This is a genomic window from Thalassotalea agariperforans, assembly GCF_053470345.1.
Genome location: NZ_JBQMWH010000002.1, coordinates 79,765 through 102,246, shown reverse-complemented (window position 1 = coordinate 102,246; position 22,482 = coordinate 79,765). Strand labels below are relative to the sequence as shown.

Sequence of the window (22,482 nt, the reverse complement as noted above, 5' to 3'; positions counted from 1 at the left end):
ACCATGCAACATCTTTTTAAAATAGTTTATTGCTTTTTAGCGTTATCCCTTACCGCTTGTAGCACAAATCAGCACTCCATCACTTTGTATCAAGAGTTAGGTGGTGAAGAAAAAGTGGCTGAAATTGTTGAAAACTTTATCAGCGAAATTGAGTTTAATGCTGATATTTATCATTACTTTAAAGACTCTGACATTGGTCGTTTTCGTGACAAGCTTAATGAACACCTGTGCTTTTTAACAAATGGTCCTTGTCAATATACTGGTGATAGCATGGTTGATGTACATACCGGTATGAATATGACCGAGAGAGACTTTAATTTAGGTGTTGATTTGTTTATTAATGCCATGACTAAAGCGAATGTGCCACATCCAGTACAAAACAAGGTACTGAATGTTATGGCGAAAACACGTAAAGAAATTATTTATTTGTAGGCTAGAGCGTGTTGACCTTTCGGGTATAATTTTTGTTCTAACTGAGCGCTTTCAGAACAAGGCGCAAGCGATGCAATATCGTTATTCTCGACAATTTCTCCTGCGTTGTTCTAATAACCTGCATCCATGCAGGAATATATAAAAAGTGAGTAGCGCAGTGCAGGAAGCGCTCAGAACGAACCCGAAAGACAACATCTGTATAGCCTTTCTACTACGTTATCGCTCATTTATGTAGAACAACTACACCTCAATCGCTCTGCCTTGTATAAAGCCCATACAGACTGCCGCAAAAATATACAGCAAAGATCAACACGCTCTAGTTACAGTGAAAAGCAATGAGATACAAGCTACAAAACAAAAAACAAAAGTAAAGCACCAATAGCCATAACGGTATAATAAGGCTTGCCATTTGGTACCGAGCCTAATAACCAAAAATAACAAAAGGCTAATGCTAATAAAATACCGCTGCCAATTAATAAATTAAATAAAGGTGTGCCCATAATTAATGCGGTAATGGTTAACGGCACACTATAAAGCATCGCAGAATATAAAGGTTCGCGTTTAATGGTGTGTAGCTTAATAGCCGCAGCTAATAAAATAACTTTAAAAATAATAATGAACATAAAGGCTCTAAATGAAATTGATATAAGTCAGCATGTTAAAAGAAAATACGTTTTTTAGCGAGTACAAGTAAGCGCTTTAAATAGCTTGAATAATTAAAATTAAGAACAGTACAAAACTTACCCCTTGCCAGAACATAACCGGATCGCGTTGAATTAACGGAGGTTTGGTTTTAGCCAGAAAAACTTTATTGGGTTGGCGCAGGTCATGAATAAACTCAGAAAGTTCAGAGTAACGTTTTAAAGGATCCACTTTTAATGCATGTTCAAGGGTATGATCAAGCCAAACAGGTAACTCTGATTCGTCATTTATAATTGATTTGTAATTTAGTTTACGCTGTGCCGAAACACTTTTTGCTTGCGCTATTTCTGTTCCATAAGGAAAACGGCCGGATAACATTTGATAGGTGATCACAGCTAAAGCATAAATATCAGATGCTTGGCTACCCAGCTTACCTAAGAAGTATTCAGGAGCAGAATAACGAATGGTACCACGCATTAACTCTTCGGTGTCGACATCGGTAACACCAGCAATAAAAGTTGAGCCAAAATCAATAATTTTTACCGTACCTGTGTTGTCAATCATGATATTGGCAGGGCGCAAATCTTGATGGATCATTTCTTGTCGATGAAACGCTTGTAAACCTTTAGCAACTTGTTCAATGATAGTTCTAACTTGTTCTAATTTAGGTTTGGGGTTATCTATCATCCATTGGCTAAGTGGAATACCGTCGATAAACTCACTGACAAGATATAAATAATGACGTTTTCTATTTGAAACAATCGCTTTAGCAACATGTGGGTTATTAATACGTTTAGCTATCCACTCTTCTAACATAAAACGTTCAAGATATTGATTATCGTTTCTTAACTCAGTGGAAGGGGTTTTGATCACCACCGTTTGCCCCGTATCATTGTCTTTAGCTAAAAACACATGGCTACGACTACTAATATAAATTTCGCGTAAAATCTCATAGCCGTCAAATTGCATTCTTGGTGAAAGCCTTGGTGGCAATGGCAGCATAGTTAATTGATGTACTTCGTCTAATTGGTATTCAGGTACATGATCAATACGAACTATCTGTATACTTAAATTATCATCGCTACCAGAGTCTAATGCTTGTTGGATGATGGTATTTGCCGCGCTGTCAAGATCATCGGCATCAGCTATTGTTTTGACAATTTGAGCATGACTAACGAACTCATAGACACCATCCGTTGCAATAATATAAATATCTTCTTGTTCAAGTAATTGGCTTTGGTAATCAATTTCAAAACTTTGTTCTATACCTAATGCTCGGGTTAAATAGCTAACATCAGCTGAAACTACGCGGCGGTGATCTTCGGTTAGTTGTTCTAACTGTTGACCAGATAATCGGTAAATACGCGTATCGCCTGAATGAAACAGGTGTGCGGTATTAGATTTTAAAACTAAGGCACTGAAGGTACAGATGTACCCTTTATCTTTATCAAATCGATAAGGGCTATTTCGTGTTTGGGCATAAAGCCAGGAGTTAATTGATTTAATGACTTTCTGAGCGGAAGTTTTTACCGACCAAGAGTCAGAGGTACAGTAATAATCTTCTAGGAAACCAGAAATTGCCGTTTCACTCGCTATTTGGCTCACCTGACTGGAACTAATACCATCAGCCATTGCTAGTACAATTCCTTTGCTGCTTAACATTGGCTCTTTGGGTATAACACTCCCAATAAAGTCTTGATTAACAGCTTTGATCCCTTTACTGGTAGCACCGCCAATACTGACACTTAAAGGTAGATTCATAACACGTTTCCCATGGTATTGAATTTTTTGATATTTAAAAAAGAAAAGACTTCGTAATTAAGGTTACGAAGTCTTTGTTTATTGAGCAAGTTTACCTAAAAATCTTTATGTTTAGATAAATGAGGCTACCATATTAACCTAGCTTACGGTTAGGTGAAGTTCTAACATGAGTGAGGTATAAAGGTAAACCCACCAATAATAAACCACCTGCTAAATTGCCTAATACCGTAGGAACTTCATTCCATAATAAATAATCGTAAACCGTAAATTCACCACCCATGATCATAGAGAATGGGAATAAAAACATGTTAACAATTGAATGTTCAAACCCCATAAAGAAGAACAGCATTACTGGCATCCACATAGCAGCCATTTTAGAACCTGCTGAAGTTGAGATCATAGCACCAACAACACCCATTGATACCATCCAGTTACATAACATGCCACGAATAAAAATAGTAAACCAACCACCAACACCATGCTCTTGATAGCCTAAGGTTCTTGATTCACCTATTGAAGCAACTTTAGCCGCTAATGCGCCACCATCGGTGCCATAACCATAAGTTAATATAAAGGACATGAAAAACGCGGTGGTTAATGCGCCCCCGAAGTTACCAATAAATACAAGTCCCCAATTTCGCAGTACACCACTAACAGTTACTCCAGGACGTTTATCAAATAATGCCAGTGGAACTAAGGTAAATACACCCGTCAGGAGATCAAACTTCATTAAATAAAGCATAATAAAACCAACTGGGAACAAACATGCACCTAAAATAGGGCTGCCTGTTTTCGTAGCAACGGTAATGGCAAATACCGCTGCTAATCCTAAAATAGCGCCAGCCATAAAGGCACGTATAATGGTATCTTTTGTCGACATGTAAACTTTTTGTTCACCAGAATCGACCATTTTGGTGACAAATTCGCTGGGTTCTATATAAGCCATAAGTATCTCACTGTTTGAAGTTGGTAAAATTATTGTTATTACTTACTTGGAATTGCAGTTATGGTGCCAATTAAGTAACGTACTGATATTAATAGTTAAATTTCAAATTAATGTGTTTTTTTGAGGGATAGGCGCACAAAACTGATTAGCTAAGCGCACCAAGATGGATCACCATGATTTATAAGGTAAAAATTTGCCATTTAAGGTTAAAATAACTCGATCACCTTTGGCATTTTCTTCTTTATCTACCTCCATTGAAAAATCGATAGCACTCATAATGCCGTCACCAAATTTTTCTTGGATCACTTCTTTTAAAGTATCGCCATAAACACCAACGACTTCATATAAACGATAAATAAGTGGATCTTGTGGTACGGATTTATCCCATTCTTTGGTTGGGTATTCCATTAATATCGCTTTCGCTTCGGCAGGTAAGCCAAGAAAGGCAACTAGCTTTTCAGCTTCAGGCTCAGGGCAACTATTCATTCCTAAACATGCTGATGTAGTCCAAACAATCGACATGCCAATGGCATCTGCAATTTCTTGCCAAGATAGTGCCTTGTCTTTTTTAATTGAAAATATCGCTTCAGTAACGTCGAGTTTATTCATGTTATTTCCTCATTTGGGATCAGGTTTAATAAATTAAGCTGGTAAATATTTTTGTAAGCTAAAAACACAAAATAGGGCAAAAGCTAAATTTAAGTGCAATGCGCTTAAGTTAAGCAACAGTATGTTTTTAATAAGGTTTAAACATTCTGTTAACTAAACCTGATATAGCTACAACCGTGCCAGTTAATAAAATATATTTAAGTTATTGTTTTTAAATATTAAAAAGTAAATTTCACTTTTCTTTATAATCACGATATTTCGTTGGTAACGATATTTCGTGGTATTTATAACGAGATCTCGTGGTTTTGGCGTGATAATTGAACAATGAAGATAATGAAAGTTGAATCAGGCAAAAGAGAAAACGTATGTTAAATCACTTATTTATGAATGCTCCTACCGCAATGTTATTGCTCGATCCTCATCAAAACAGGCTGATAAAAGTAAATCAGGCGGCTGATGACTTGTTAAATTTAAACGGTAGTGATTTATCAAACTTTTCTGTTACTCAGTTTTTTCCAAGTTGTTTGGATAAGTTACTCAACTTTACTCAGCAAATACTCGAGCAAAAAACGGCTTGGAGTTGTGATTTAAGTTTAATGCTCAATAATGAGCTTATTCCGTTAGACGTGAATGCCTGTGTTTTAGATGAGTATTTGTTGTTTAGTTGTCAAAAAAGAGATGTGACTTTTGGCCGTTATTTTCAATCGATTGTCGAAGCAAATTATCAATCGGGTTTTCCATATTGGAATAAAAATGAAACGGTCTTTGAAGAAATAGAACGGCAGAATCAATTATTATTAACGGCTGTGGGTGATGGGATTTATGGCGTTGATGTTGATGGTAATACTACCTTTGTGAATGTAGCCGCAGAAAAAATTATTGGCTGGAAAAAGTCTGAGCTGATCGGTCAAAACATTCATGATCTTATTCATCATTCACATTCTGATGGTAGCCACTATCATGCACATGAATGTCCTATTTTTGCAGCTTTTAACGATGGCGAAGTTCACAGTGTTGATGACGAAGTATTTTGGTCTAAAAGTGGTAAAGCTATTCCTGTTGAATATACAAGTACGCCGGTAACTGAAAATGGTTTGTTAATTGGCGCAGTGGTAATTTTTCGTGATATTACTGAGCGTAAAGCGATTCAAGCTAAATTATTAAATGCTTTGCAAGAAGTTGATGCACTAAAACAACGATTAGAAAAAGAAAACGCGTACTTATTAGAAGAGTTAAATGCTGACTTTAATCATCATCAAATTATTGGTCAAAGTGAAAAAGTACGGCACATGGTCAATCAAATTGAATTGGTTGGGCAAACCGATGCTAATGTTTTGATCACAGGGGAGTCAGGTACGGGGAAAGAATTAATTGCGCGCGCTATTCATGAAGTTAGTGAGCGACAAGGACGGCCACTTATCAAAGTAAATTGTGCCGCTATTCCAGTAGATTTATTTGAAAGCGAATTTTTTGGTCATGTTAAAGGGGCGTTCTCAGGTGCTATATCTGATCGCCTTGGCCGTTTTGAATTAGCTGATGGTGCCACCATTTTTTTAGATGAAGTAGGTGAAATACCTTTACAGCTTCAAGGTAAATTATTAAGGGTGTTGCAAGAGCAGCAATTTGAACGGGTGGGAGAGTCTAAAACTCGACATGTTAACGTTAGAGTGATTTCAGCCACGAATCAAAACTTAAAAAGTTTAGTTGAACAACAAAAATTTCGTGAAGACTTATATTTCAGGTTAAATGTTTTTCCAATCCACTCGCCCGCACTGCGGGAGCGTATTGACGACATTCCCTTATTAGTTAAGCATTTTATTGATAAAGTTTGTTTGCGTTTTAACAAGCCACAACCACAAGTGTCGATAGCCCAAATGCAATATCTTCAGCAGTATCAATGGCCAGGAAATATTAGGGAATTAGAAAACATTATTGAACGGCAACTCATCTTAGCAAAAAGTAATAAAATAAATTTTGATTTTTTAGCAAAAGAAATACCCACGTCAAAAGCTAAAATAAGTACTTTTGCTAAAGACAGTTTATTGAATGCGCAACAACAAAAAGAATTAGAAAAGCATAATTTAGAACATGCGTTAGCACAGTGTAAAGGCAAAATTTATGGTGAAGATGGTGCGGCACAATTGCTAGGTTTACCACCAACTACGCTAGCGTCAAAATTGAAAAAATTTGCCATTAATAAGCGCTTGTTTAGTTGATTATGAGGTAAATACAACTTTGTTAGTGGCAGTAATCGTTCGATAAAAAATGTGAACACGAGTATAGATTCGAATTAATTTTGTAAATAACTGTAAATTTATTAGTGTTATTTGGGCTTGTTGATATCTTTAATCTTAATTATAACAATAACAGGGTGATCACATGGTTAACTCTACAACACAGTTGTCGGCAGTCATTGCGATGAACCGCTTTGGTTTAGGTGCTAAACCAGGCGAAATAAGCTTAGCAAAAGCGGATGCAAAAAAATGGTTAAAATCAACTTTAACTCATATTAGCTATGATCCTTCCTTACCCGGCTCTGAGGCGGTGATAGCAGAACTTAATCAATATCGCATGATGAAGCGCAAAGCAAAGTCAGCTCCTACCGAAGAGCAAGAAATGAGCATGAAAAATGCGAAAAATTCCCCTCGAAATCTTGCTCGAACATTGATTGTTGATAGCCTTCGCCAAGCAATTGCATCAGACAATAGCATTAGCTGGCGTTTATTAGATTTTTTCTCCAATCATTTTAGTGTCTCCGATGCTGGCCAAGTGATGGCGGGACTTGCGCCAACATTAGAGCGAGAAGCCATTGCGCCTCATTTATTAGGTAAATTTGAGAATATGTTATTAGCGGTGGTTCAGCATCCAGCCATGTTGATTTATCTTAATAATGAAAAGTCGTTTGGTCCTAACTCAAAACTTGGCCGTAAAAGAAATAAAGGTATGAACGAAAACTTAGCTCGGGAAATACTTGAGCTTCATACTTTAGGTGTAAATGGCGGCTATAGCCAAGCTGATGTGATTGAATTAGCCAAAGGGATCACTGGTTGGACGGTACAAACAAATGAAAAATCCTCGGATCATGGCTTTTATTTTAACGCGAATGGTCATGAACCAGGTAAACGTAGTTTATTAGGAAAAACTTATCCGCAAAAAGGGCGTTTACAAGGTGAACGCATGTTACGAGATGTTGCTAATCATCCAAACACGGCTAAATATATTTGTTTAAAATTAGCGCAACACTTTATTAGTGATTCACCTGAGCCAAGCTTGTTAGCTAAGTTAGAAAAGGTGTGGTTAACCAGCCAAGGTGATATTAAGTTGGTGATGCACGCCTTAATTGATGCTGAAGAAGCCTGGCAGCCCGCACAAGAAAAATTTAAAACCCCTCGGGAGTTTGTTATTTCAACATTACGGGCGTTGAATATTGCGCGTATTAAAGACAGATATTTATTATTTTCATTAACCTCGTTAGGCCAAAAACCTTTTAATGCGGGTTCTCCTGCAGGCTTTGGTGACGAAAAAAATGATTGGAACGGTGCTAGTGCTTTAATGGCAAGAATTGATTGGGCTAATGCTATTAGCGCAATGAGTAAAGTAAATGCAGAACAAGTAATGAAAAACTCGTTTGCCGATACATTAAGTAAAACCAGCTATCAAACCATTACTCGTGCAGAAAGTAGAAAACAGGCGTTAACATTATTGTTAATGAGTCCTGAATTTCAACGGAGATAATCATGACTGAATTAAAAGAACAAAATCAACTTAATCGTCGCCAATTTGTCAAACTTTGTACTGGTGCTAGTTTAATGGTTTGGCAAGCTAAGGCGTTATCGGCAACACAACTATTATCTACCAATAACACCAATAAAAAAATTGTGTGGGTGGTGTTACGGGGGGCGTTAGATTCATTGCATACCATAGTACCTACGTTTGCACCTGAATTAAAAACATTAAGACCTAAATTATCGACAAGTTATAAAAGTGAGTTATTAGCCCTTGATAATGGTTTTGCGTTACACCCAGCATTAACCAATTTACATGCTTGGTATAAAAACAAACAATTAGCTCCGGTAGTTGCCGTTGGCAGTGGTTATGGTGCGCGATCACATTTTGACGGGCAAGACTATTTAGAAAGTGGTAAGCCTAGGATTGATCATGACTCTGGCTGGTTAGCTCGTGCGATTGATATTAAAAATAAAAAAGCCTTAGCAATTGCGCATTCTACACCAATATCTTTAAGAAGCAGTGAGCAAGTCAGTACTTGGTATCCAAGTAAATTAAAAGAGTCTAAAGAAGATATTTATCAGCAGTTAGGTAAACTTTATCGTGATGATGAAGAGCTCTCTGCTCGTTTACAAGAAGGTCTTGAAACCAAACGCTTAGCTGAAATGGATATGGGGGGCGACAAAAAACAAAATGGCAAGTTTAAAGATTTAACGGCTGCTTGTGCCAAATTATTAATTGCAGAGCATGGCGCTGATTGTGCGATGTTAGAACTAGGTGGTTGGGATACTCATAATAATCAAGAAGCGCGCTTAAACCGCCAGTTAACTGAATTAGACCAAGGCTTGGCTATTTTAAAAGATGGTTTAGGAGATACTTGGCAAAACACGGTGGTGATTGTGGCGACCGAATTTGGTCGAACAGTACGAGAAAATGGTACGGGAGGCACAGATCATGGCACGGGAAGTGGGCTATTTATTGCCGGAGGTGCGGTAAAAGGAGGGCAAGTATTAGGGCAATGGCCAGGATTAGCGGATCATCAATTATTTAAACAACGAGATTTAATGCCTACAACCAATAGCTTTTCTTGGTTTGCGAATGTACTTGAACATCATTGGGGCTTTAATCAAAGCGAATTATTAAAGGTGTTTCCAGAGGTTGCCTTATACCCCAAACAACTTGTTTAAACTTTAGCCGAGGGAATATTAGATTTATTATGGAATAATATTTGCTCTATAAGTTTACGTTTATATTGTTAAAGCATTTGCTGAAAACGTGAACCGATAGAGCAAATAATACCATTCCGTATAAAGAAGTACTCACTTAGAACGGTATGGGCGGCATTAGAACAAACAAAATTTGTGAAGATATAGTTATTCTACATCAAATAAATTTTGTGCAGTTATCATGCTGCCCATACGTTCCCAAAGGGCGAGTTTTAAAGGCTTATATGCAGCGTTATTGATTTTGACAAGGGAATAACCATTCTCTTCAATCAATGCCTTGCCTCTAAGCCTTTAAATTCTCGCTAAGCGAGCACTTTCTTATACGGATTGGTATAGGTTGCTGGAATACATAAAGCAACTTTTAACCTGAGTTCAGGTTTTTAACTTTCTTTATTCGGAAATTTCAAAATGTTGTCTACACTTAAAGATAACCTTAGTGTTGTTTTACGGGCTGTTTTAAGTAGAGTAAGGATAGTTAATCAGATGATACAAAAAGTACCTCATTTACATAACAGAGCACAAACTTCAAAGCCATCGGTAACTTTGGTTGAGAGTTGGTTGGCGATAGCCAAGCTAAATGACAAACATGCTTATAATCGTCAGCGCGCAATTGATTTAATTAAACTTATTTTTGGCTCTATTGAATTCGCTGAACGTTATGTGCAAATTGAAAATGAAAAATTACCGCAACGCAGCGTTCACACGACACAAGCTGTAATACGTTTACATAATTAGCTATTACTTATTTTAAAGTGTTGTGAAAATGAGCTAACTCGTCTCATTACTCTTTTTTGTCTGAAATTCTCTCTTATTACCTCGATAATTTATACCCTAAAATAAGCGCTCTGATAGCTTATTGGTTTATGTTATAAAAAATTAATGCTGTTGCTTGTCTTGATTGTAAGCTAAATTACGTTAGTGAAAAATTCATAATCAAAGAGGACTAACAATGAAGTTAATTACCGCAATTATAAAGCCCTTTAAACTTGATGATGTTCGTGAAGCATTAAGTGCTCGTGGCGTTGAAGGTTTAACAATTTCTGAAGTTAAAGGCTTTGGCCGTCAAAAAGGTCATACAGAACTATATCGTGGTGCCGAATACCAAGTAGACTTTCTTCCTAAAATTAAAATGGAAATCGCCATTGGTGACGACCTTGTTGAAAGCACAATTGAAGCTATTTTAAGCTCGGCTCACACGGGCAGTATTGGTGATGGTAAAATATTTGTCACAGCGATCGATAATGTTATTCGTATTCGTACTGGTGAAACGGGTAATGAAGCTCTTTAATATTTGCTAATAATTTACTGATAAAAATAATTAAATACTTTAGTTCTAGAGCAATGGCGCTCTAAAAAGTATCAAAAAATAATAGAGCAACGAAGCTCAAAAAATTTACAATGTGGTAAATATAATGATAAAAAAGTTTAATTTTATACTCATGTTGCTGATGACAACATGTTCTTTTTCCAGTTTTGCAGCAGATGAGTTAAACAGTGCGAATACCGCATGGATTTTAACCGCTACCGCTCTCGTCTTGTTAATGACCTTACCGGGGTTAGCGTTATTTTATGGTGGCTTAGTTCATCGTAAAAATATTTTATCGGTATTAATGCAATGTTTCGCCATTGCTGGTATTTCTTCCATTTTATGGTTGGTTGTAGGTTATAGCTTAGCGTTTGGTGAGGGTAATGGCTTTATTGGTGACTTTAGTAAAGTCATGATGATCGGCATTACTAAAGAGACATTAGCAGGCGATATTCCTGAAAGCTTGTTTATGTTGTTTCAAATGACGTTTGCCATAATCACCCCAGCATTAATAATTGGTGGTTTTGCGGAGCGTATGAAGTTTTCGTCGGTGTTATTATTCAGTGCCTTATGGTTATTAGCGGTTTATGTACCCGTGACTCACTGGGTGTGGGGTGGCGGTTGGCTAGCTGAAATGGGCGTTTATGATTTTGCTGGCGGAATTGTTGTTCATATTACGGCAGGTGTTGCTGCGTTAGTTGCCGCTATTGTCTTAGGACCTCGTGATGGCTTCGCTAAAAATCCACATCTACCGCATAACTTAACCATGACAGTAACCGGTGCTGGTTTATTATGGGTTGGTTGGTTTGGCTTTAATGGTGGTAGCGCCTTATCAGCAAATGGTGATGCTTCTATGGCTATGTTAGTTACCCATATCTCAGCTGCTGCTGGTGCGTTAACTTGGGCGGCAATTGAATGGAAAAAGTTTGGTAAAGCCAGTGTTTTAGGTGCGGTAACGGGTATGGTTGCTGGCCTTGGTACTATCACTCCCGCTTCAGGTTTTGTTGGACCTGGTGGTGCATTAGTTATTGGTATTTCAGCTGGTATTGTTTGTTTTGCCGCAACCGTATATGTAAAACAAAAATTAAAAATTGATGACTCACTTGATGTTTTCCCCGTGCATGGTGTTGGTGGTATTTTAGGTACTTTATTAGCGGGTATCTTCTCAGCAACAACATTAGGTGCGTTTAGTGGTTATGGTTTTGCTGATGGCATTAGTACTATGGGCGAACAAGTTATGGTGCAATTAACGGGTATTGGAGCAACAATTATTTACACCGCTATTGTTTCTTATATTTTATTAAAAGTTGTTGGTGTTTTAACTGGTGGCTTACGTGTTTGTAAAGAAACTGAAACGAATGGTTTAGATTTAGTTGAACATGATGAAAGTGGTTATAACCTTTAATCACATTAATAATAAATGAAGCTCGTTTAACAAAGCAAAAAGGCGCTAATAGCGCCTTTTTTAATACCTACTGAAAACAGGTAATTATTTATTTCTTTATTTTCAAACCATTAAAGGTTGTCTTTACGATAAGCTTCACAAGCTTCTTCGTCGTCGCATTCACCGTATAAGTATAAACTGTGATTAGTTAATTTAATATTATGAGATTTAGCAATATCTAATTGACGTTGCTCAATAATATCGTCTTCAAACTCAACTACTTTACCGCACTTCAAACAAACTAAGTGATCATGATGTTTTTTGTGGGATAATTCAAATACCGACTTACCACCTTCAAAATGGTGTCTAGTTACAATACTGGCATCGTCAAATTGGTTTAAAACGCGATAGACGGTTGCTAAGCCAATTTCTTCGTGTTGTTCTAACAAAATTTTATAAACATCTTCAGCACTAATATGCTGGTTATCGGGATTTTGCAAGATACTAAGAATTTTTACTCGAGGTAAAGTAATTTTTAGGCCAGCGCGTTTTAGTTCTTCGTTTTGATCTGACATACAACCATTATCGATAAGTAAGTTAAAAAAAGAAATTATAGGAGGTTATTGTGCAGGTTGAAAGCCCTAGTTGACATCTTATGGCATTAAATTTTTATTTAAGGCGTGATTTTAGCTATTATTGTCTGGTACGATGAGTTTGAATGCTGTTAATACGGGAGTCAGTGCATAAAATGAAACAAATATTGAGAAAAGCTTGGTTAATGAAATATTTATTAAATATTTGGCCGCCGTTTTTATTCACAGGGATACGAGTGATTAAGTTATCAGCTGATTTTAAAGAAGCTAAAATACAACTAACACAAAGACCGTGGAATACGAATGCTGTTGGCGTTCATTTCGGCGGCTCGTTATATTCGATGACAGATCCGTTTTATATGTTAATGATTTTAGCGCAAGTGGGTAAAGATTATATTGTTTGGGATAAAAGTGCTGATATTGAATACATTAAACCGGGTAAGGGTAAAGTATTCGCTGACTTTGTAGTTAGTGATGGTTTGATTGATGAAATCCTTCGTCAAACACAACATGGGGAAAAATATTTACCACAATTACCGGTAAGTATTGTTAACGAGCAAGGTGAATTAGTCGCTAAATTAAATAGAACCGTGTACATTCGCAAAAAACGAACTAATCAATAATTACCATATGAAGATAAATAATTCCTGCGATATTTATTCGTCAATTGTTGGCTATCATCTTGATGATGAAAATGACTGGGTAGCTGAATTAGCTTGTCAGCACTTTCAGCATGTTCGACATAAACCACCGTTTATTAATCGTCCTTGGGTGGTTACTGAGATTGGTCGAAAGCATATGTTAGGGCATAAGTTAAAATGTATTAAGTGTAAAAATAATGCGCCAATTGATACCTTGTCATCACCAAAGGTTAACTTTTAGCTAAAGCCATTATCTAAAAGTTAACCTTATTATTGGCACATTATCACGACATTTCTCTACGTTACAATTTAGGCGAAGTAAATTGGCCGCTTTCTATTTTATCTAAGGTTGAACTTGCTACCTTATCTAAAAATTCAGCATTTAGGCGGTGTAATTGAGCGAAATCGCTTAAACTTTTTTCGCTAATATCGTTATCATCGGGTCGATACAAATAAAGTACCTTTAACCAGATGTATGCTTTTTTATATTCTTTTTTATCGGTAAAAATAGTAATTAATGACTTTAATAATTCTACATTAATTTCATCACCTTCTTGGTACAGCTCAAGTGCACGATAAAGTAGCATTAATGTTTTTTTGTCATCAATTTTAGTGTAGTAAGTTGCCAAAAAAAACTGAAGCTCGGGAGTTTCTAACTGGTGTGAACCTTCAAGTGCTTTGAACTTCGCTAAAGCATCTTTATTTAAATAACGTGACCAATGATAATAAAGCAGATAAGGATCGTCAGAGTTTTTAGTTTCTTCGGATAACTGTTGGATTTTTTCAAGCGCCTTTTCTTTATTTTGTATCCGATAAGTTTGTTTTTCTTTGAGTTTGATATGCTCGATTTTAGCGGCATGGCTCATGCAATCTTTATAATCTTCGAACTTGATCAATAAACGGTATTTATTAACATCAATATTCGATAATTCTAGCTCATGATAACCTAAGAGAACTTGTTTTCTTTCTGCTTTACACCAAGAATCAGCGATAAATTCTTCACATACATCGGCATGCATTTCACATAGCTCATTAATTGTTGGTGTTGGGTTGCAGGCAGATAACCCAATTAGGCTACTTAAAAGTAAGGGAATTTTTATTTTTATGGTCATGTTGTCGGTTCAACATTGTGTAGTATTGATATTAAGTTATCACAAATTACGATTTTACTGTTAGCCTGCCAGGTTATTTTTTTAGATTATTTGCGCTTTCTAAGCATTGTTGGCGATTTTTTAACCTACACCTATAATTAACTAATAGCTTATATTTTTAATGGGGTGCTTACGATGAAATTCATCAAGGTTTTATTTATCACCATGACAATTATGGGTGTAAGTATCTTAACGGTGGGTTGCCAGTTAACAGAAAAAATATATCAGCCCCAGAATACATTTGTTAAAAGTGAGCTTTATGCCGATGACCATTTTATCGGTTATCAAAATCATCAATTAAAAACGGAAAATGAAATTTTTCAATTAACACCAGAAATGGTTGAGTTGATTGATAAGAACATTCATTCCCACAAGCCATTAAAGCAGCAAGTATTTGATTTGTTAAATTTGATATTTGATGAAGAACAACTGGGGTTGGCTTACAAAAACTCAGCCAACTTAACAGCATCACAAACCTTTAAAAACCGTGAGGCTAATTGTATATCTCTCACTATTATGGCTTATGCGTTAGCCAAACATGCCAATTTAACAGTACAGTTTCGTGATGTTGAGGTACCTGAATATTGGATCCGTAATGGAGGCTATAACTTATTAACTGGTCATGTAAATTTAGTTGTATCGGAAAATAAAGTAGAAACACAAGAATATATCTTTAATCCGACAAGTGTTGTTATTGATTTTGATCCCTATATTCGTAAAAAAGAATTTCCCTCTAAAATAATCAGTAAAAATAAAATCACCGCTATGTTTTATACGAATGTGGCTGCTCAAGCCATTATTAAAAATAATTTTAGCTTAGCATATGCCTATTTAAAAAAAGCAACTGAATATTCAGCAAGTTATAGTCCTGCTTGGGGGAATTTGGGTATACTTTACCGTATGGTTGGCTTAGATCAGCTAGCGATTAATGCCTACGAGCATGCCATTACATTAAACCCTAAAAATTATACCTCGATCACTAATTTGGGTATTGTGTTTAATAAAGTTGGTCGTTATGAAGACGCGAAACTTATTCAAAAAAAATTACATGATTTACGCATTAAAAATCCGTATTATCATGCGTTGTTGGCTAGAGACGCTTTTTATCAGGCTGATTACCAAACGGCCATTTCGCGGTATCAATTAGCAATTAAGCTGGATGGTCAGCAACATGAGTTTTATTATGGTTTAGCTAAAGTTTATGCTCAAATCGGCGATGGCTCGTTAGCGCGTAAAGCATTAAAAAAAGCAATTAAACTGAACAAATACCCAGATATTGATAAACAATATTATGCGAAGTTAAATTTGTTAAATGAAAATATGGTTAATTAATTTGAGCTGGTGTTGACGATCAACCTAGACAACTATTAGGCTTATTTCTATTAAGAACTTTTGGTTGCTTATAGTGTTAGTTATACATTCTTTAAAATGAGTTAGGCATTATTATTTTGAATAAAAAATTTATTACCGCACAGTCATTGTTAGAAGACGCTTTTAAAATGGCTGATAAAGTTTATCAAGACGGTTTTAAACCGGATTATATTATTGGCATTTGGCGAGGTGGTGCCCCCGTTGGTATTGCGGTACAAGAATATTTTGATTTTAAAGGGGTTAACACCGATCATATAGCGGTAAGAACGTCGGCTTATCATGGGATCGGACAAAACAAAAAAAATATCACCGTACATGGCTTACATTATATTATTGAAAATGCGTCACATGATAATAGCTTGTTGATCGTTGATGATGTTTTTGATTCCGGTAAAAGTGTTGAAGCATTAATGAAACAACTTAAAAGCCAAATGCGTGCAAATTATCCAACAGATGTTAGGGTTGCTTGTCCTTGGTATAAGCCGGGTAATCGGCAAGTTGAGATCACCCCTGATTATTACATTCACCAGTCAGATGATTGGCTGGTGTTTCCTCATGAAATATCAGGTTTAACTGTTGATGAAATTAAACAGCATAAATCGGATATTGCCCACCTTGATTTTTTATTTCAAGAATAAAGCTTAAGTTGAGTTATTGCTTACCTAACAGTTTAAAAATATTCTTCGCAATATCAATATTATTTTGAAAGCCAAAAAATAACTCTTTCCTTGGTCCTAAAGCATAAATAGGAACGTCTGCTCCTGTATGTCCTGCGGTTGTCCAGCCGGTATGACTACGCTTATTAATGATATCTCTAAGGTTTTTGGTTAGGGCGATAATGGTTTGAGATTTTGTTGTTAAGGCATTATTCACCGAATTTTCGGAAGCCGCAGGTTGATTTAATACTGCTTTTTTTACCTTTATTAATCGCTCTAGTTCTGTGCTAGTTAAGTTAAAACCTAACGTTGAATTTAAATAAGTAGCATTTATACCATGATCATAAAGGTAGTTTGCCATGCTAGTTGGTGATACTTTTATGTTATGTAAAACCTCTGGTTGCCATAAATATTTTTTATCTTTGCCAATAGTTAAGCCCCCCGTGTCATGATCAGCAGTTAAGATGATTAAGGTATCAGGATTGTTTTTGCTATATTGTTCTAAAAATAACAGGGTGTCTTCCAACTCAGCCATTTCATGCATTGCGACAGCTATATCATTATCATGAGCCGCCCAATCTATTTGGCTTGCTTCGACAAGAAGGAAAAAACCAGGGTTATTTGAGCCATGCGATAAATGTTTAATCGCCGCTTTTGTCATTTTAGTTAAACGATTTTTTTCTGTATCGTCGATATGTGAAGGTAGACCTTTAGGTGCAAATAACCCGATTATTTTTTGCTGGTTATTTAATGTTTCTAGCTGTGCGTATTGATCAATATATTGGTAATTATGGCGCTTAAACTCGTCGATTAAATTTCTATCTTTGCGAATAAAATACTTTTGACCGCCACCAAGCATTACATCGACTTTAAATTCACCATTAATTTTTTCATCAAAATAACTGTCAGCGATAGCATTTTTTAAATTACGGTTTTCAATATGGCTAATATAAGAGGCAGGTGTTGCATGATTGATTTCGGAAGTAACAACAATACCGGTATTTTTACCTTGAATTTTGGCGAATTCTAAAACGCTTTGCACTGCTTGTTTGTTAATATCAACACCAATTGCCGCATTATAAGTTTTAACGCCTGAGGCGAGGGCGGTGGCACTAGCGGCTGAATCAGTTACAAAACCAGAAGACTCATCAGGATAAGTACTAACACTGCCAATGAAATGCCGATCGAATACCGTTGTTTGGATATCTTGTTGCTTAGTTTTTTTATAATAACGGTAGGCCGGCACAAAATTAGGCCCCATACCGTCAGCAATGAACATGATAATATTTTTGGGCGGTTCAGCAAAAGCAATCGCTGAAAATAAAGAAAACAGCAAAAAGATCAGTTGCTTCATTAAAACCTCTAGTGTTTACATGTAATAATATAAGCTTTCTATTTTAACTATTAAAATAAGCTTGTCACTTATTTAAATAATACGTATTTTCCTGATAAAATGAGTAACAATTCCATTTGTTAGCGTTAACAAGGTCTTTGGCTGTTATTTTATTTAAAAAATAACATTTTATATTGGTAATAATCCCTTAAGCTTGGTAGATTAACGCTCAATTTTCTTAGTGGCTACGAGCTTGCTAAGAACAAAATTTGTGTCACTAAATAATAGAAGTAACAGAGTATAAAAATGTCTTATCAAACTGATGATCTACGCATAAACAATATTAAAGAATTACTGCCGCCAATTGCTTTATTAGAGCGATTTCCTGCAACTGAGCGTGCATCTAAATCTGTGTTTGAAGGCAGAGAAGCCATTCATAATATTTTACATAATGGTAGCGACCGTTTATTAGTGGTCATTGGACCTTGTTCAATTCATGATCCTATCGCGGCTATTGAATACGGTGAGCGTTTAGTTAAGTTACGTGAAAAGTATAAAGATACCTTAGAAGTTGTTATGCGTGTTTATTTTGAAAAGCCGCGTACAACTGTTGGTTGGAAAGGATTAATTAACGACCCATATTTAGATGATAGCTATCAGTTAAATGATGGCTTACGCATTGGCCGTAAATTATTACTTGATTTAAATGATTTAGGGTTACCAACTGCGGGTGAGTTTTTAGATATGATCACGCCACAGTATACTGCGGATCTTATGTGTTGGGGTGCTATTGGAGCACGTACAACGGAAAGCCAAGTACACCGTGAATTAGCTTCAGGCTTATCTTGTCCGGTTGGTTTTAAAAATGGTACCGACGGTACTATTAAAGTGGCGATTGATGCCATTGGCTCTGCTAGCTCTCCACATCACTTTTTATCGGTGAATAAATTTGGTCATTCAGCGATTGTTGAAACCACAGGTAATGGCGATTGTCATATTATTTTACGTGGTGGTAAATTACCGAACTTTGATAAAGAAAGTGTTGATGCAGTTATTGCTCAGTTAGAAAAATCTCATGCAACCACAAAATTAATGGTTGATTTTAGTCACGCTAACTCAAGCAAGAAATTTGAAAACCAAATGTTAGTTTGTACTGATGTTTGCCAACAAATTGCTGGCGGTAATGACAATATCTTTGGTGTTATGGTGGAAAGTCATATCAACGAAGGTCGTCAAGATTTAGTTGATGGTAAAGCGGCTAACTATGGTCAAAGTATTACTGATGCATGTATCGGTTGGGCTGATACTGAAACTTTATTAGCGCAACTTGATCAAGCCGTTGCAGCAAGACGTGCTAAATAAACATTATTGTTAATGTATTAGCAGCTTAATAGAAACCACCGATTAAGGTGGTTTTTTTATGCCTAATATTTGATAGCGTTTCGATATTTCATCACATTATTGTTAGAATTCTAACGATTGTTTTTTGCAAACATCACGATGATAACACCTGATAAGACAAGGCAGGTTGCGAGTGTTAACTCTAGAGTAATTATTTCGTTAGTAAAAATAACCCCACCAATGCTAGCTAATATTGGAACTAATAACTGTAAGACACCGGCTTGGATCGCCGAGATATATTTAAGGGCAATAAACCACAAATAATAACCAAGGCCACTAGTAATCGCGCCTGAAATAATGGCTAATGTGATACCTGTTGTTGTAAAGGATTGTTGCTGGTAATTTAAAATTGCCAATAACAGTATCATCAACAGCGTTTGCATAAAGCTATTGGTGGTTAATAGTAATGGCGGTTGTGTTTTAGGTGAACTCTGGCCTGATATTGTATACAAGCCCCACGCAATTCCCGCACCAGCCATTAACACAAAGGCATAAACTGAAGGTGTGGTTAAACTTGGGTAAACTAAATAAATTAAGCCAGAAAAAGCAAGGGTTAAGCCTAATAGCTCATTACGAGTGATTTTTTTAGTTTTGAAAAAGCTGAATGAAATTAAGGTTAATTGCACAGCACCAAATAAAATAAGCGCTCCGGTTCCGGTATCTAATGCGACATAAGCATAAGAAAAGCCCAGCGCGTAAATGAACAAATACCAAGCGCTTAATGAAGGCATCAATTTTATTGATGACCAAGAAAATACATCTTGCTTAGCTGAATTTTGAGCGGCTTGTTTACCGTATGACAGTGAACTTTTTGAACTGAAATAAGATAATAATAACAGGGCTATAATACCTGAGCTTAAACGGATATTGGTAAAGCTTGCAGGATCTATCTTGCCGTCAGCCAGTGCTAATCGACATAAAATTGAGTTACCGGCAAAAGCAATTAACGCTAATGAAGTATAGAAGATCGCTTTAGTATTTAGCATTTTGGATAATTCTGTTGATTGAACATTAATATTCAACGTGGCGTTTAAATGGCGGTAAAGCATCAAGTAATTCTTTACCGTAGCGTTTGCTAATAACCCGTCGATCTAACAAGGTAATAGTACCAACATCTTTTTCATTACGTAATAAGCGACCACTGGCTTGGATCAGTTTTTTGGATGCTTCAGGTACCGATAGCGACATAAAAGGGTTACCGCCTTTAGCGGTGATGTATTCTGCTTGTGCTTCTTCTACTGGTGAGGTGGGTACTGAAAAAGGTAGTTTAGTAATAATTAAATTGGTTAATTGTTTACCTGGTAGATCAAGCCCTTCAGAAAAACTTTGGGTGCCAAAAATAATAGATTCAAGGTTTTTTTCGATACGTTTTTTATGGCTGTCGATAATTTTTTGTCGTGACTGCTCACCTTGTACTTGAATTGGTAACTTATGTTTAGCACGTAAAGCATCTGCAACTTTTTCCATTTGCCAATAAGATGAAAACAGCACTAAACTGGCTTTTTTATCGGTTAATAATGCGGGTAAACGTGCAATTAATTCGTCGGTAAACTTATCGTGACTTGGCTCATATTGCATATTAGGAATAATTAGGGTCGCGTTATTTTGATAATCAAATGGCGATAATACGTGTAAATATTGACTGCCATCATTTGTTGATAAACCGGCTTGTTTAATAAAATGGTCAAACTTATTTAAGGCTCGAACAGTGGCAGAGCATAACACGGCACCTTCACATTTTGACCACAACATATCTTCTAAGGTAAAACCCACTTCGATAGGCGAGGCTGATAACAAAAAGTCTTGTCGCTTACCTTCAATTAGTTCAAGCCACCTTGCTAAGGGAGCCGCTTTCTCATGATCGGTTTTTGCGTACATGCCCCAAAGTGCTTGAAAACTTTCTAAACGCTGAATTAAAAAACCGGCTTCAGCTAACAAGGGTTCAGCCAAATAGAGTTTTACTTCATTTTCTTTAACCGCTTCCATTAAGGTATTATAAAGTTTATTAATTTGAGCCAAAGCACGTTTACTTGCTTCAGTTAACGATTCGCTGTGGTGTTTAATGGTTTTGGGTAAAATGCCATTTTCAAAGCGGTATTGTTTTTCTTTAGCGAAATAAACGGGTTGATTGGCCTCAATAAAGGTTTTAATTTTTTGTAAATCCGCGATTAGCTCCAGCGCTTCATCGGCTAATTTTAATGACGGTGATATCGCACTTTGGCTTTTTACTAACTTTGCTATTTTATCGCCACATTCTTGCAGCTTTCCAAGCCAATCAAGGGCTCCCTTGATGGTAGAACTTGCACTAGAAAAGTCACGCGTTACTTTTGGTAGGTGATGAGCTTCATCAATAATGTAAAAAGTATCAGCAGGTTCAGGTAAAATTCGACCTCCACCTAATTCTAAATCGGCTAATAACAAGCTATGGTTAACCACCAACACATCAGCCATATCCATGGTTTCTCGTGCTTTATGAAAAGGGCAATGGGTATGTTCAGCTAGGTGTTTTAAACAGCTGTGTTTGTCACTTTGTATTTGCAGCCAAATATTATTAGCAATGGTATCTGGCCAAGAATCTCGATCACCTGCCCATGTATTATTGATTAATGCTTGGTGCATCTCTTGTAAAATTCTAATATCTTCAGCGCGGGGTTTTTCAGCAAACGTAAAACCAGCTTGTGGGCTGTCATCATTGGCAACAGCATTAGCTAGCTTTTGCGCACAAACATAACGTTGACGTCCTTTTGCTAAGGTGTAGCTGAAATCGAGTTTGCCATGTTCTTTTAAAAACGGTAAATCTTTGTCGATAAGCTGTTCTTGCAGAGCAACGGTAGCTGTGGCAATACACACTTTTTTTTGTTTGCTAAGGGCTAGTGGTATGGCACCTAAACTATAAGCGAGGGATTTACCTGTGCCGGTACCCGCTTCAATGGTGATAATTTTACGATCTTTGCTGTATTCACCGGCTAAGGTTTTAGCTATTTCAGCGATCAGTAAGGTTTGTTGTTGCCGTGGATGAAAGTTGGGCAAACTTTGGCCAATAGACTTATAACATTCACGAATTTTTTGTTTGATTTTTTCAGACAATTTGGCCGTTGAATGTGGTGATGGTGGTTGGCTTAATGGTTCAGATGGCATATTTCACTCGAGTTGTGCTCTGTTTTTAACTGGGACTAAAAGCGACGCTTATGATGTGAAAGATTCCATCTTTCAGTCTTTTATATTACACTGCTGTATATATTAACAGGGTGTTTGATTGTTTACTAGAATTTATACCAATCCGTATAAGAAACTGATCGCTTAG

The 22,482-nt window shown here is 36.5% G+C and carries 22 protein-coding genes; 12 read left to right on the top strand and 10 right to left on the bottom strand.

Annotated features, from left to right (window positions below; genetic code table 11):
- Nucleotides 1-3: 3 nt before the first annotated feature.
- On the top strand, nt 4-432 hold the full coding sequence (locus tag ACSLUO_RS03660) for a group I truncated hemoglobin (protein WP_448246301.1): 429 nt from the start codon (nt 4-6) through the stop codon (nt 430-432).
- A gap of 347 nt (nt 433-779) precedes the next feature.
- Here ACSLUO_RS03660 and ACSLUO_RS03655 read toward each other — a convergent pair whose 3' ends face one another.
- The 4 genes from ACSLUO_RS03655 to cynS all read right to left on the bottom strand — a co-directional run bounded on the left by ACSLUO_RS03655 (nt 780) and on the right by cynS (nt 4,390).
- Nucleotides 780-1,055 carry a hypothetical protein gene (locus ACSLUO_RS03655; RefSeq protein ID WP_448246300.1) on the bottom strand — a complete coding sequence of 92 codons (276 nt, stop codon included), beginning with the start codon at nt 1,053-1,055 and terminating at the stop codon, nt 780-782.
- A 76-nt stretch (nt 1,056-1,131) separates the two neighbouring features.
- Complete coding sequence (locus ACSLUO_RS03650) at nt 1,132-2,835, bottom strand: bifunctional protein-serine/threonine kinase/phosphatase (RefSeq protein ID WP_448246298.1); 1,704 nt, start codon at nt 2,833-2,835, stop codon at nt 1,132-1,134.
- A gap of 133 nt (nt 2,836-2,968) precedes the next feature.
- Entirely contained in the window at nt 2,969-3,781 is an 813-nt protein-coding gene (locus ACSLUO_RS03645) for a formate/nitrite transporter family protein (protein ID WP_448246296.1), read from the bottom strand.
- 168 nt (nt 3,782-3,949) lie between these two features.
- On the bottom strand, nt 3,950-4,390 hold the full coding sequence (gene cynS, locus ACSLUO_RS03640) for a cyanase (protein ID WP_448246294.1): 441 nt from the start codon (nt 4,388-4,390) through the stop codon (nt 3,950-3,952).
- Nucleotides 4,391-4,755: 365 nt separating this feature from the next.
- Here cynS and ACSLUO_RS03635 point away from each other — a divergent pair, with 365 nt between their 5' ends.
- From ACSLUO_RS03635 to ACSLUO_RS03625, 3 genes are all read left to right on the top strand, one after another.
- On the top strand, nt 4,756-6,606 hold the full coding sequence (locus ACSLUO_RS03635; protein ID WP_448246293.1) for a sigma-54 interaction domain-containing protein: 1,851 nt from the start codon (nt 4,756-4,758) through the stop codon (nt 6,604-6,606).
- 163 nt (nt 6,607-6,769) lie between these two features.
- Nucleotides 6,770-8,125, top strand: a complete 1,356-nt coding sequence (locus ACSLUO_RS03630; protein WP_448246291.1) for a DUF1800 domain-containing protein — start codon at nt 6,770-6,772, stop codon at nt 8,123-8,125.
- 2 nt (nt 8,126-8,127) lie between these two features.
- Nucleotides 8,128-9,303, top strand: coding sequence for a DUF1501 domain-containing protein (locus ACSLUO_RS03625; protein WP_448246288.1), 1,176 nt, complete (start codon nt 8,128-8,130; stop codon nt 9,301-9,303).
- A 186-nt stretch (nt 9,304-9,489) separates the two neighbouring features.
- Here the strand turns inward: ACSLUO_RS03625 and ACSLUO_RS03620 are convergent, their stop codons facing one another.
- A complete protein-coding gene (locus ACSLUO_RS03620) occupies nt 9,490-9,615 on the bottom strand; it encodes a hypothetical protein (protein ID WP_448246286.1) in 126 nt (41 codons plus the stop codon).
- Between the two features lie 210 nt (nt 9,616-9,825).
- Between ACSLUO_RS03620 and ACSLUO_RS03615 the strand changes: the two genes are divergently transcribed.
- From ACSLUO_RS03615 to ACSLUO_RS03605, 3 genes are all read left to right on the top strand, one after another.
- Nucleotides 9,826-10,077, top strand: a complete 252-nt coding sequence (locus tag ACSLUO_RS03615) for a hypothetical protein (protein WP_448246285.1) — start codon at nt 9,826-9,828, stop codon at nt 10,075-10,077.
- Nucleotides 10,078-10,291: 214 nt separating this feature from the next.
- Complete coding sequence (locus tag ACSLUO_RS03610; protein ID WP_448246283.1) at nt 10,292-10,630, top strand: P-II family nitrogen regulator; 339 nt, start codon at nt 10,292-10,294, stop codon at nt 10,628-10,630.
- 160 nt (nt 10,631-10,790) lie between these two features.
- The gene (locus ACSLUO_RS03605; RefSeq protein WP_448246281.1) at nt 10,791-12,053 is read left to right on the top strand and encodes an ammonium transporter; all 1,263 of its coding nucleotides are present in this window, start codon (nt 10,791-10,793) and stop codon (nt 12,051-12,053) included.
- Between the two features lie 110 nt (nt 12,054-12,163).
- Here ACSLUO_RS03605 and fur read toward each other — a convergent pair whose 3' ends face one another.
- Entirely contained in the window at nt 12,164-12,607 is a 444-nt protein-coding gene (gene fur / locus ACSLUO_RS03600; protein ID WP_448246279.1) for a ferric iron uptake transcriptional regulator, read from the bottom strand.
- A 143-nt stretch (nt 12,608-12,750) separates the two neighbouring features.
- On the opposite strand from fur, the gene ACSLUO_RS03595 reads away from it, so the two are divergent.
- A complete protein-coding gene (locus ACSLUO_RS03595; RefSeq protein ID WP_448246278.1) occupies nt 12,751-13,248 on the top strand; it encodes a DUF4442 domain-containing protein in 498 nt (165 codons plus the stop codon).
- 7 nt (nt 13,249-13,255) lie between these two features.
- The gene (locus ACSLUO_RS03590; RefSeq protein ID WP_448246277.1) at nt 13,256-13,507 is read left to right on the top strand and encodes a DUF3565 domain-containing protein; all 252 of its coding nucleotides are present in this window, start codon (nt 13,256-13,258) and stop codon (nt 13,505-13,507) included.
- Nucleotides 13,508-13,568: 61 nt separating this feature from the next.
- On the opposite strand, the gene ACSLUO_RS03585 is transcribed toward ACSLUO_RS03590, so the two are convergent.
- Nucleotides 13,569-14,378: a DUF2989 domain-containing protein gene (locus tag ACSLUO_RS03585; protein ID WP_448246276.1), complete on the bottom strand. Its 810-nt coding sequence runs from the start codon at nt 14,376-14,378 to the stop codon at nt 13,569-13,571.
- Between the two features lie 174 nt (nt 14,379-14,552).
- On the opposite strand from ACSLUO_RS03585, the gene ACSLUO_RS03580 reads away from it, so the two are divergent.
- A complete protein-coding gene (locus ACSLUO_RS03580) occupies nt 14,553-15,749 on the top strand; it encodes a tetratricopeptide repeat protein (protein WP_448246275.1) in 1,197 nt (398 codons plus the stop codon).
- Nucleotides 15,750-15,865: 116 nt separating this feature from the next.
- The gene (locus ACSLUO_RS03575; protein WP_448246273.1) at nt 15,866-16,426 is read left to right on the top strand and encodes a phosphoribosyltransferase; all 561 of its coding nucleotides are present in this window, start codon (nt 15,866-15,868) and stop codon (nt 16,424-16,426) included.
- Nucleotides 16,427-16,439: 13 nt separating this feature from the next.
- Here ACSLUO_RS03575 and ACSLUO_RS03570 read toward each other — a convergent pair whose 3' ends face one another.
- Nucleotides 16,440-17,798, bottom strand: coding sequence for an alkaline phosphatase (locus ACSLUO_RS03570; protein ID WP_448246272.1), 1,359 nt, complete (start codon nt 17,796-17,798; stop codon nt 16,440-16,442).
- Nucleotides 17,799-18,083: 285 nt separating this feature from the next.
- On the opposite strand from ACSLUO_RS03570, the gene aroG reads away from it, so the two are divergent.
- Nucleotides 18,084-19,139 carry a 3-deoxy-7-phosphoheptulonate synthase AroG gene (gene aroG, locus ACSLUO_RS03565; protein WP_448246270.1) on the top strand — a complete coding sequence of 352 codons (1,056 nt, stop codon included), beginning with the start codon at nt 18,084-18,086 and terminating at the stop codon, nt 19,137-19,139.
- Between the two features lie 110 nt (nt 19,140-19,249).
- Here the strand turns inward: aroG and ACSLUO_RS03560 are convergent, their stop codons facing one another.
- Together ACSLUO_RS03560 and dinG are read right to left on the bottom strand one after the other, a co-directional pair.
- Nucleotides 19,250-20,227 carry a DMT family transporter gene (locus tag ACSLUO_RS03560; RefSeq protein ID WP_448246269.1) on the bottom strand — a complete coding sequence of 326 codons (978 nt, stop codon included), beginning with the start codon at nt 20,225-20,227 and terminating at the stop codon, nt 19,250-19,252.
- Entirely contained in the window at nt 20,190-22,316 is a 2,127-nt protein-coding gene (dinG, locus tag ACSLUO_RS03555) for an ATP-dependent DNA helicase DinG (protein WP_448246268.1), read from the bottom strand. Before dinG ends, ACSLUO_RS03560 begins: the two co-directional genes overlap by 38 nt.
- Nucleotides 22,317-22,482: the final 166 nt, after the last annotated feature.

Coding starts and splice junctions, on each gene's coding strand:
- ACSLUO_RS03660 (WP_448246301.1), top strand. CDS start 4: ATGCAACATCTTTTTAAAATAGTTTATTGCTTTTTAGCGTTATCCCTT.
- ACSLUO_RS03655 (WP_448246300.1), bottom strand. CDS start 1,055: ATGTTCATTATTATTTTTAAAGTTATTTTATTAGCTGCGGCTATTAAG.
- ACSLUO_RS03650 (WP_448246298.1), bottom strand. CDS start 2,835: ATGAATCTACCTTTAAGTGTCAGTATTGGCGGTGCTACCAGTAAAGGG.
- ACSLUO_RS03645 (WP_448246296.1), bottom strand. CDS start 3,781: ATGGCTTATATAGAACCCAGCGAATTTGTCACCAAAATGGTCGATTCT.
- cynS (WP_448246294.1), bottom strand. CDS start 4,390: ATGAATAAACTCGACGTTACTGAAGCGATATTTTCAATTAAAAAAGAC.
- ACSLUO_RS03635 (WP_448246293.1), top strand. CDS start 4,756: ATGTTAAATCACTTATTTATGAATGCTCCTACCGCAATGTTATTGCTC.
- ACSLUO_RS03630 (WP_448246291.1), top strand. CDS start 6,770: ATGGTTAACTCTACAACACAGTTGTCGGCAGTCATTGCGATGAACCGC.
- ACSLUO_RS03625 (WP_448246288.1), top strand. CDS start 8,128: ATGACTGAATTAAAAGAACAAAATCAACTTAATCGTCGCCAATTTGTC.
- ACSLUO_RS03615 (WP_448246285.1), top strand. CDS start 9,826: ATGATACAAAAAGTACCTCATTTACATAACAGAGCACAAACTTCAAAG.
- ACSLUO_RS03610 (WP_448246283.1), top strand. CDS start 10,292: ATGAAGTTAATTACCGCAATTATAAAGCCCTTTAAACTTGATGATGTT.
- ACSLUO_RS03605 (WP_448246281.1), top strand. CDS start 10,791: ATGACAACATGTTCTTTTTCCAGTTTTGCAGCAGATGAGTTAAACAGT.
- fur (WP_448246279.1), bottom strand. CDS start 12,607: ATGTCAGATCAAAACGAAGAACTAAAACGCGCTGGCCTAAAAATTACT.
- ACSLUO_RS03595 (WP_448246278.1), top strand. CDS start 12,751: ATGCTGTTAATACGGGAGTCAGTGCATAAAATGAAACAAATATTGAGA.
- ACSLUO_RS03590 (WP_448246277.1), top strand. CDS start 13,256: ATGAAGATAAATAATTCCTGCGATATTTATTCGTCAATTGTTGGCTAT.
- ACSLUO_RS03585 (WP_448246276.1), bottom strand. CDS start 14,378: ATGACCATAAAAATAAAAATTCCCTTACTTTTAAGTAGCCTAATTGGG.
- ACSLUO_RS03580 (WP_448246275.1), top strand. CDS start 14,553: ATGAAATTCATCAAGGTTTTATTTATCACCATGACAATTATGGGTGTA.
- ACSLUO_RS03570 (WP_448246272.1), bottom strand. CDS start 17,798: ATGAAGCAACTGATCTTTTTGCTGTTTTCTTTATTTTCAGCGATTGCT.
- aroG (WP_448246270.1), top strand. CDS start 18,084: ATGTCTTATCAAACTGATGATCTACGCATAAACAATATTAAAGAATTA.
- ACSLUO_RS03560 (WP_448246269.1), bottom strand. CDS start 20,227: ATGCTTTACCGCCATTTAAACGCCACGTTGAATATTAATGTTCAATCA.
- dinG (WP_448246268.1), bottom strand. CDS start 22,316: ATGCCATCTGAACCATTAAGCCAACCACCATCACCACATTCAACGGCC.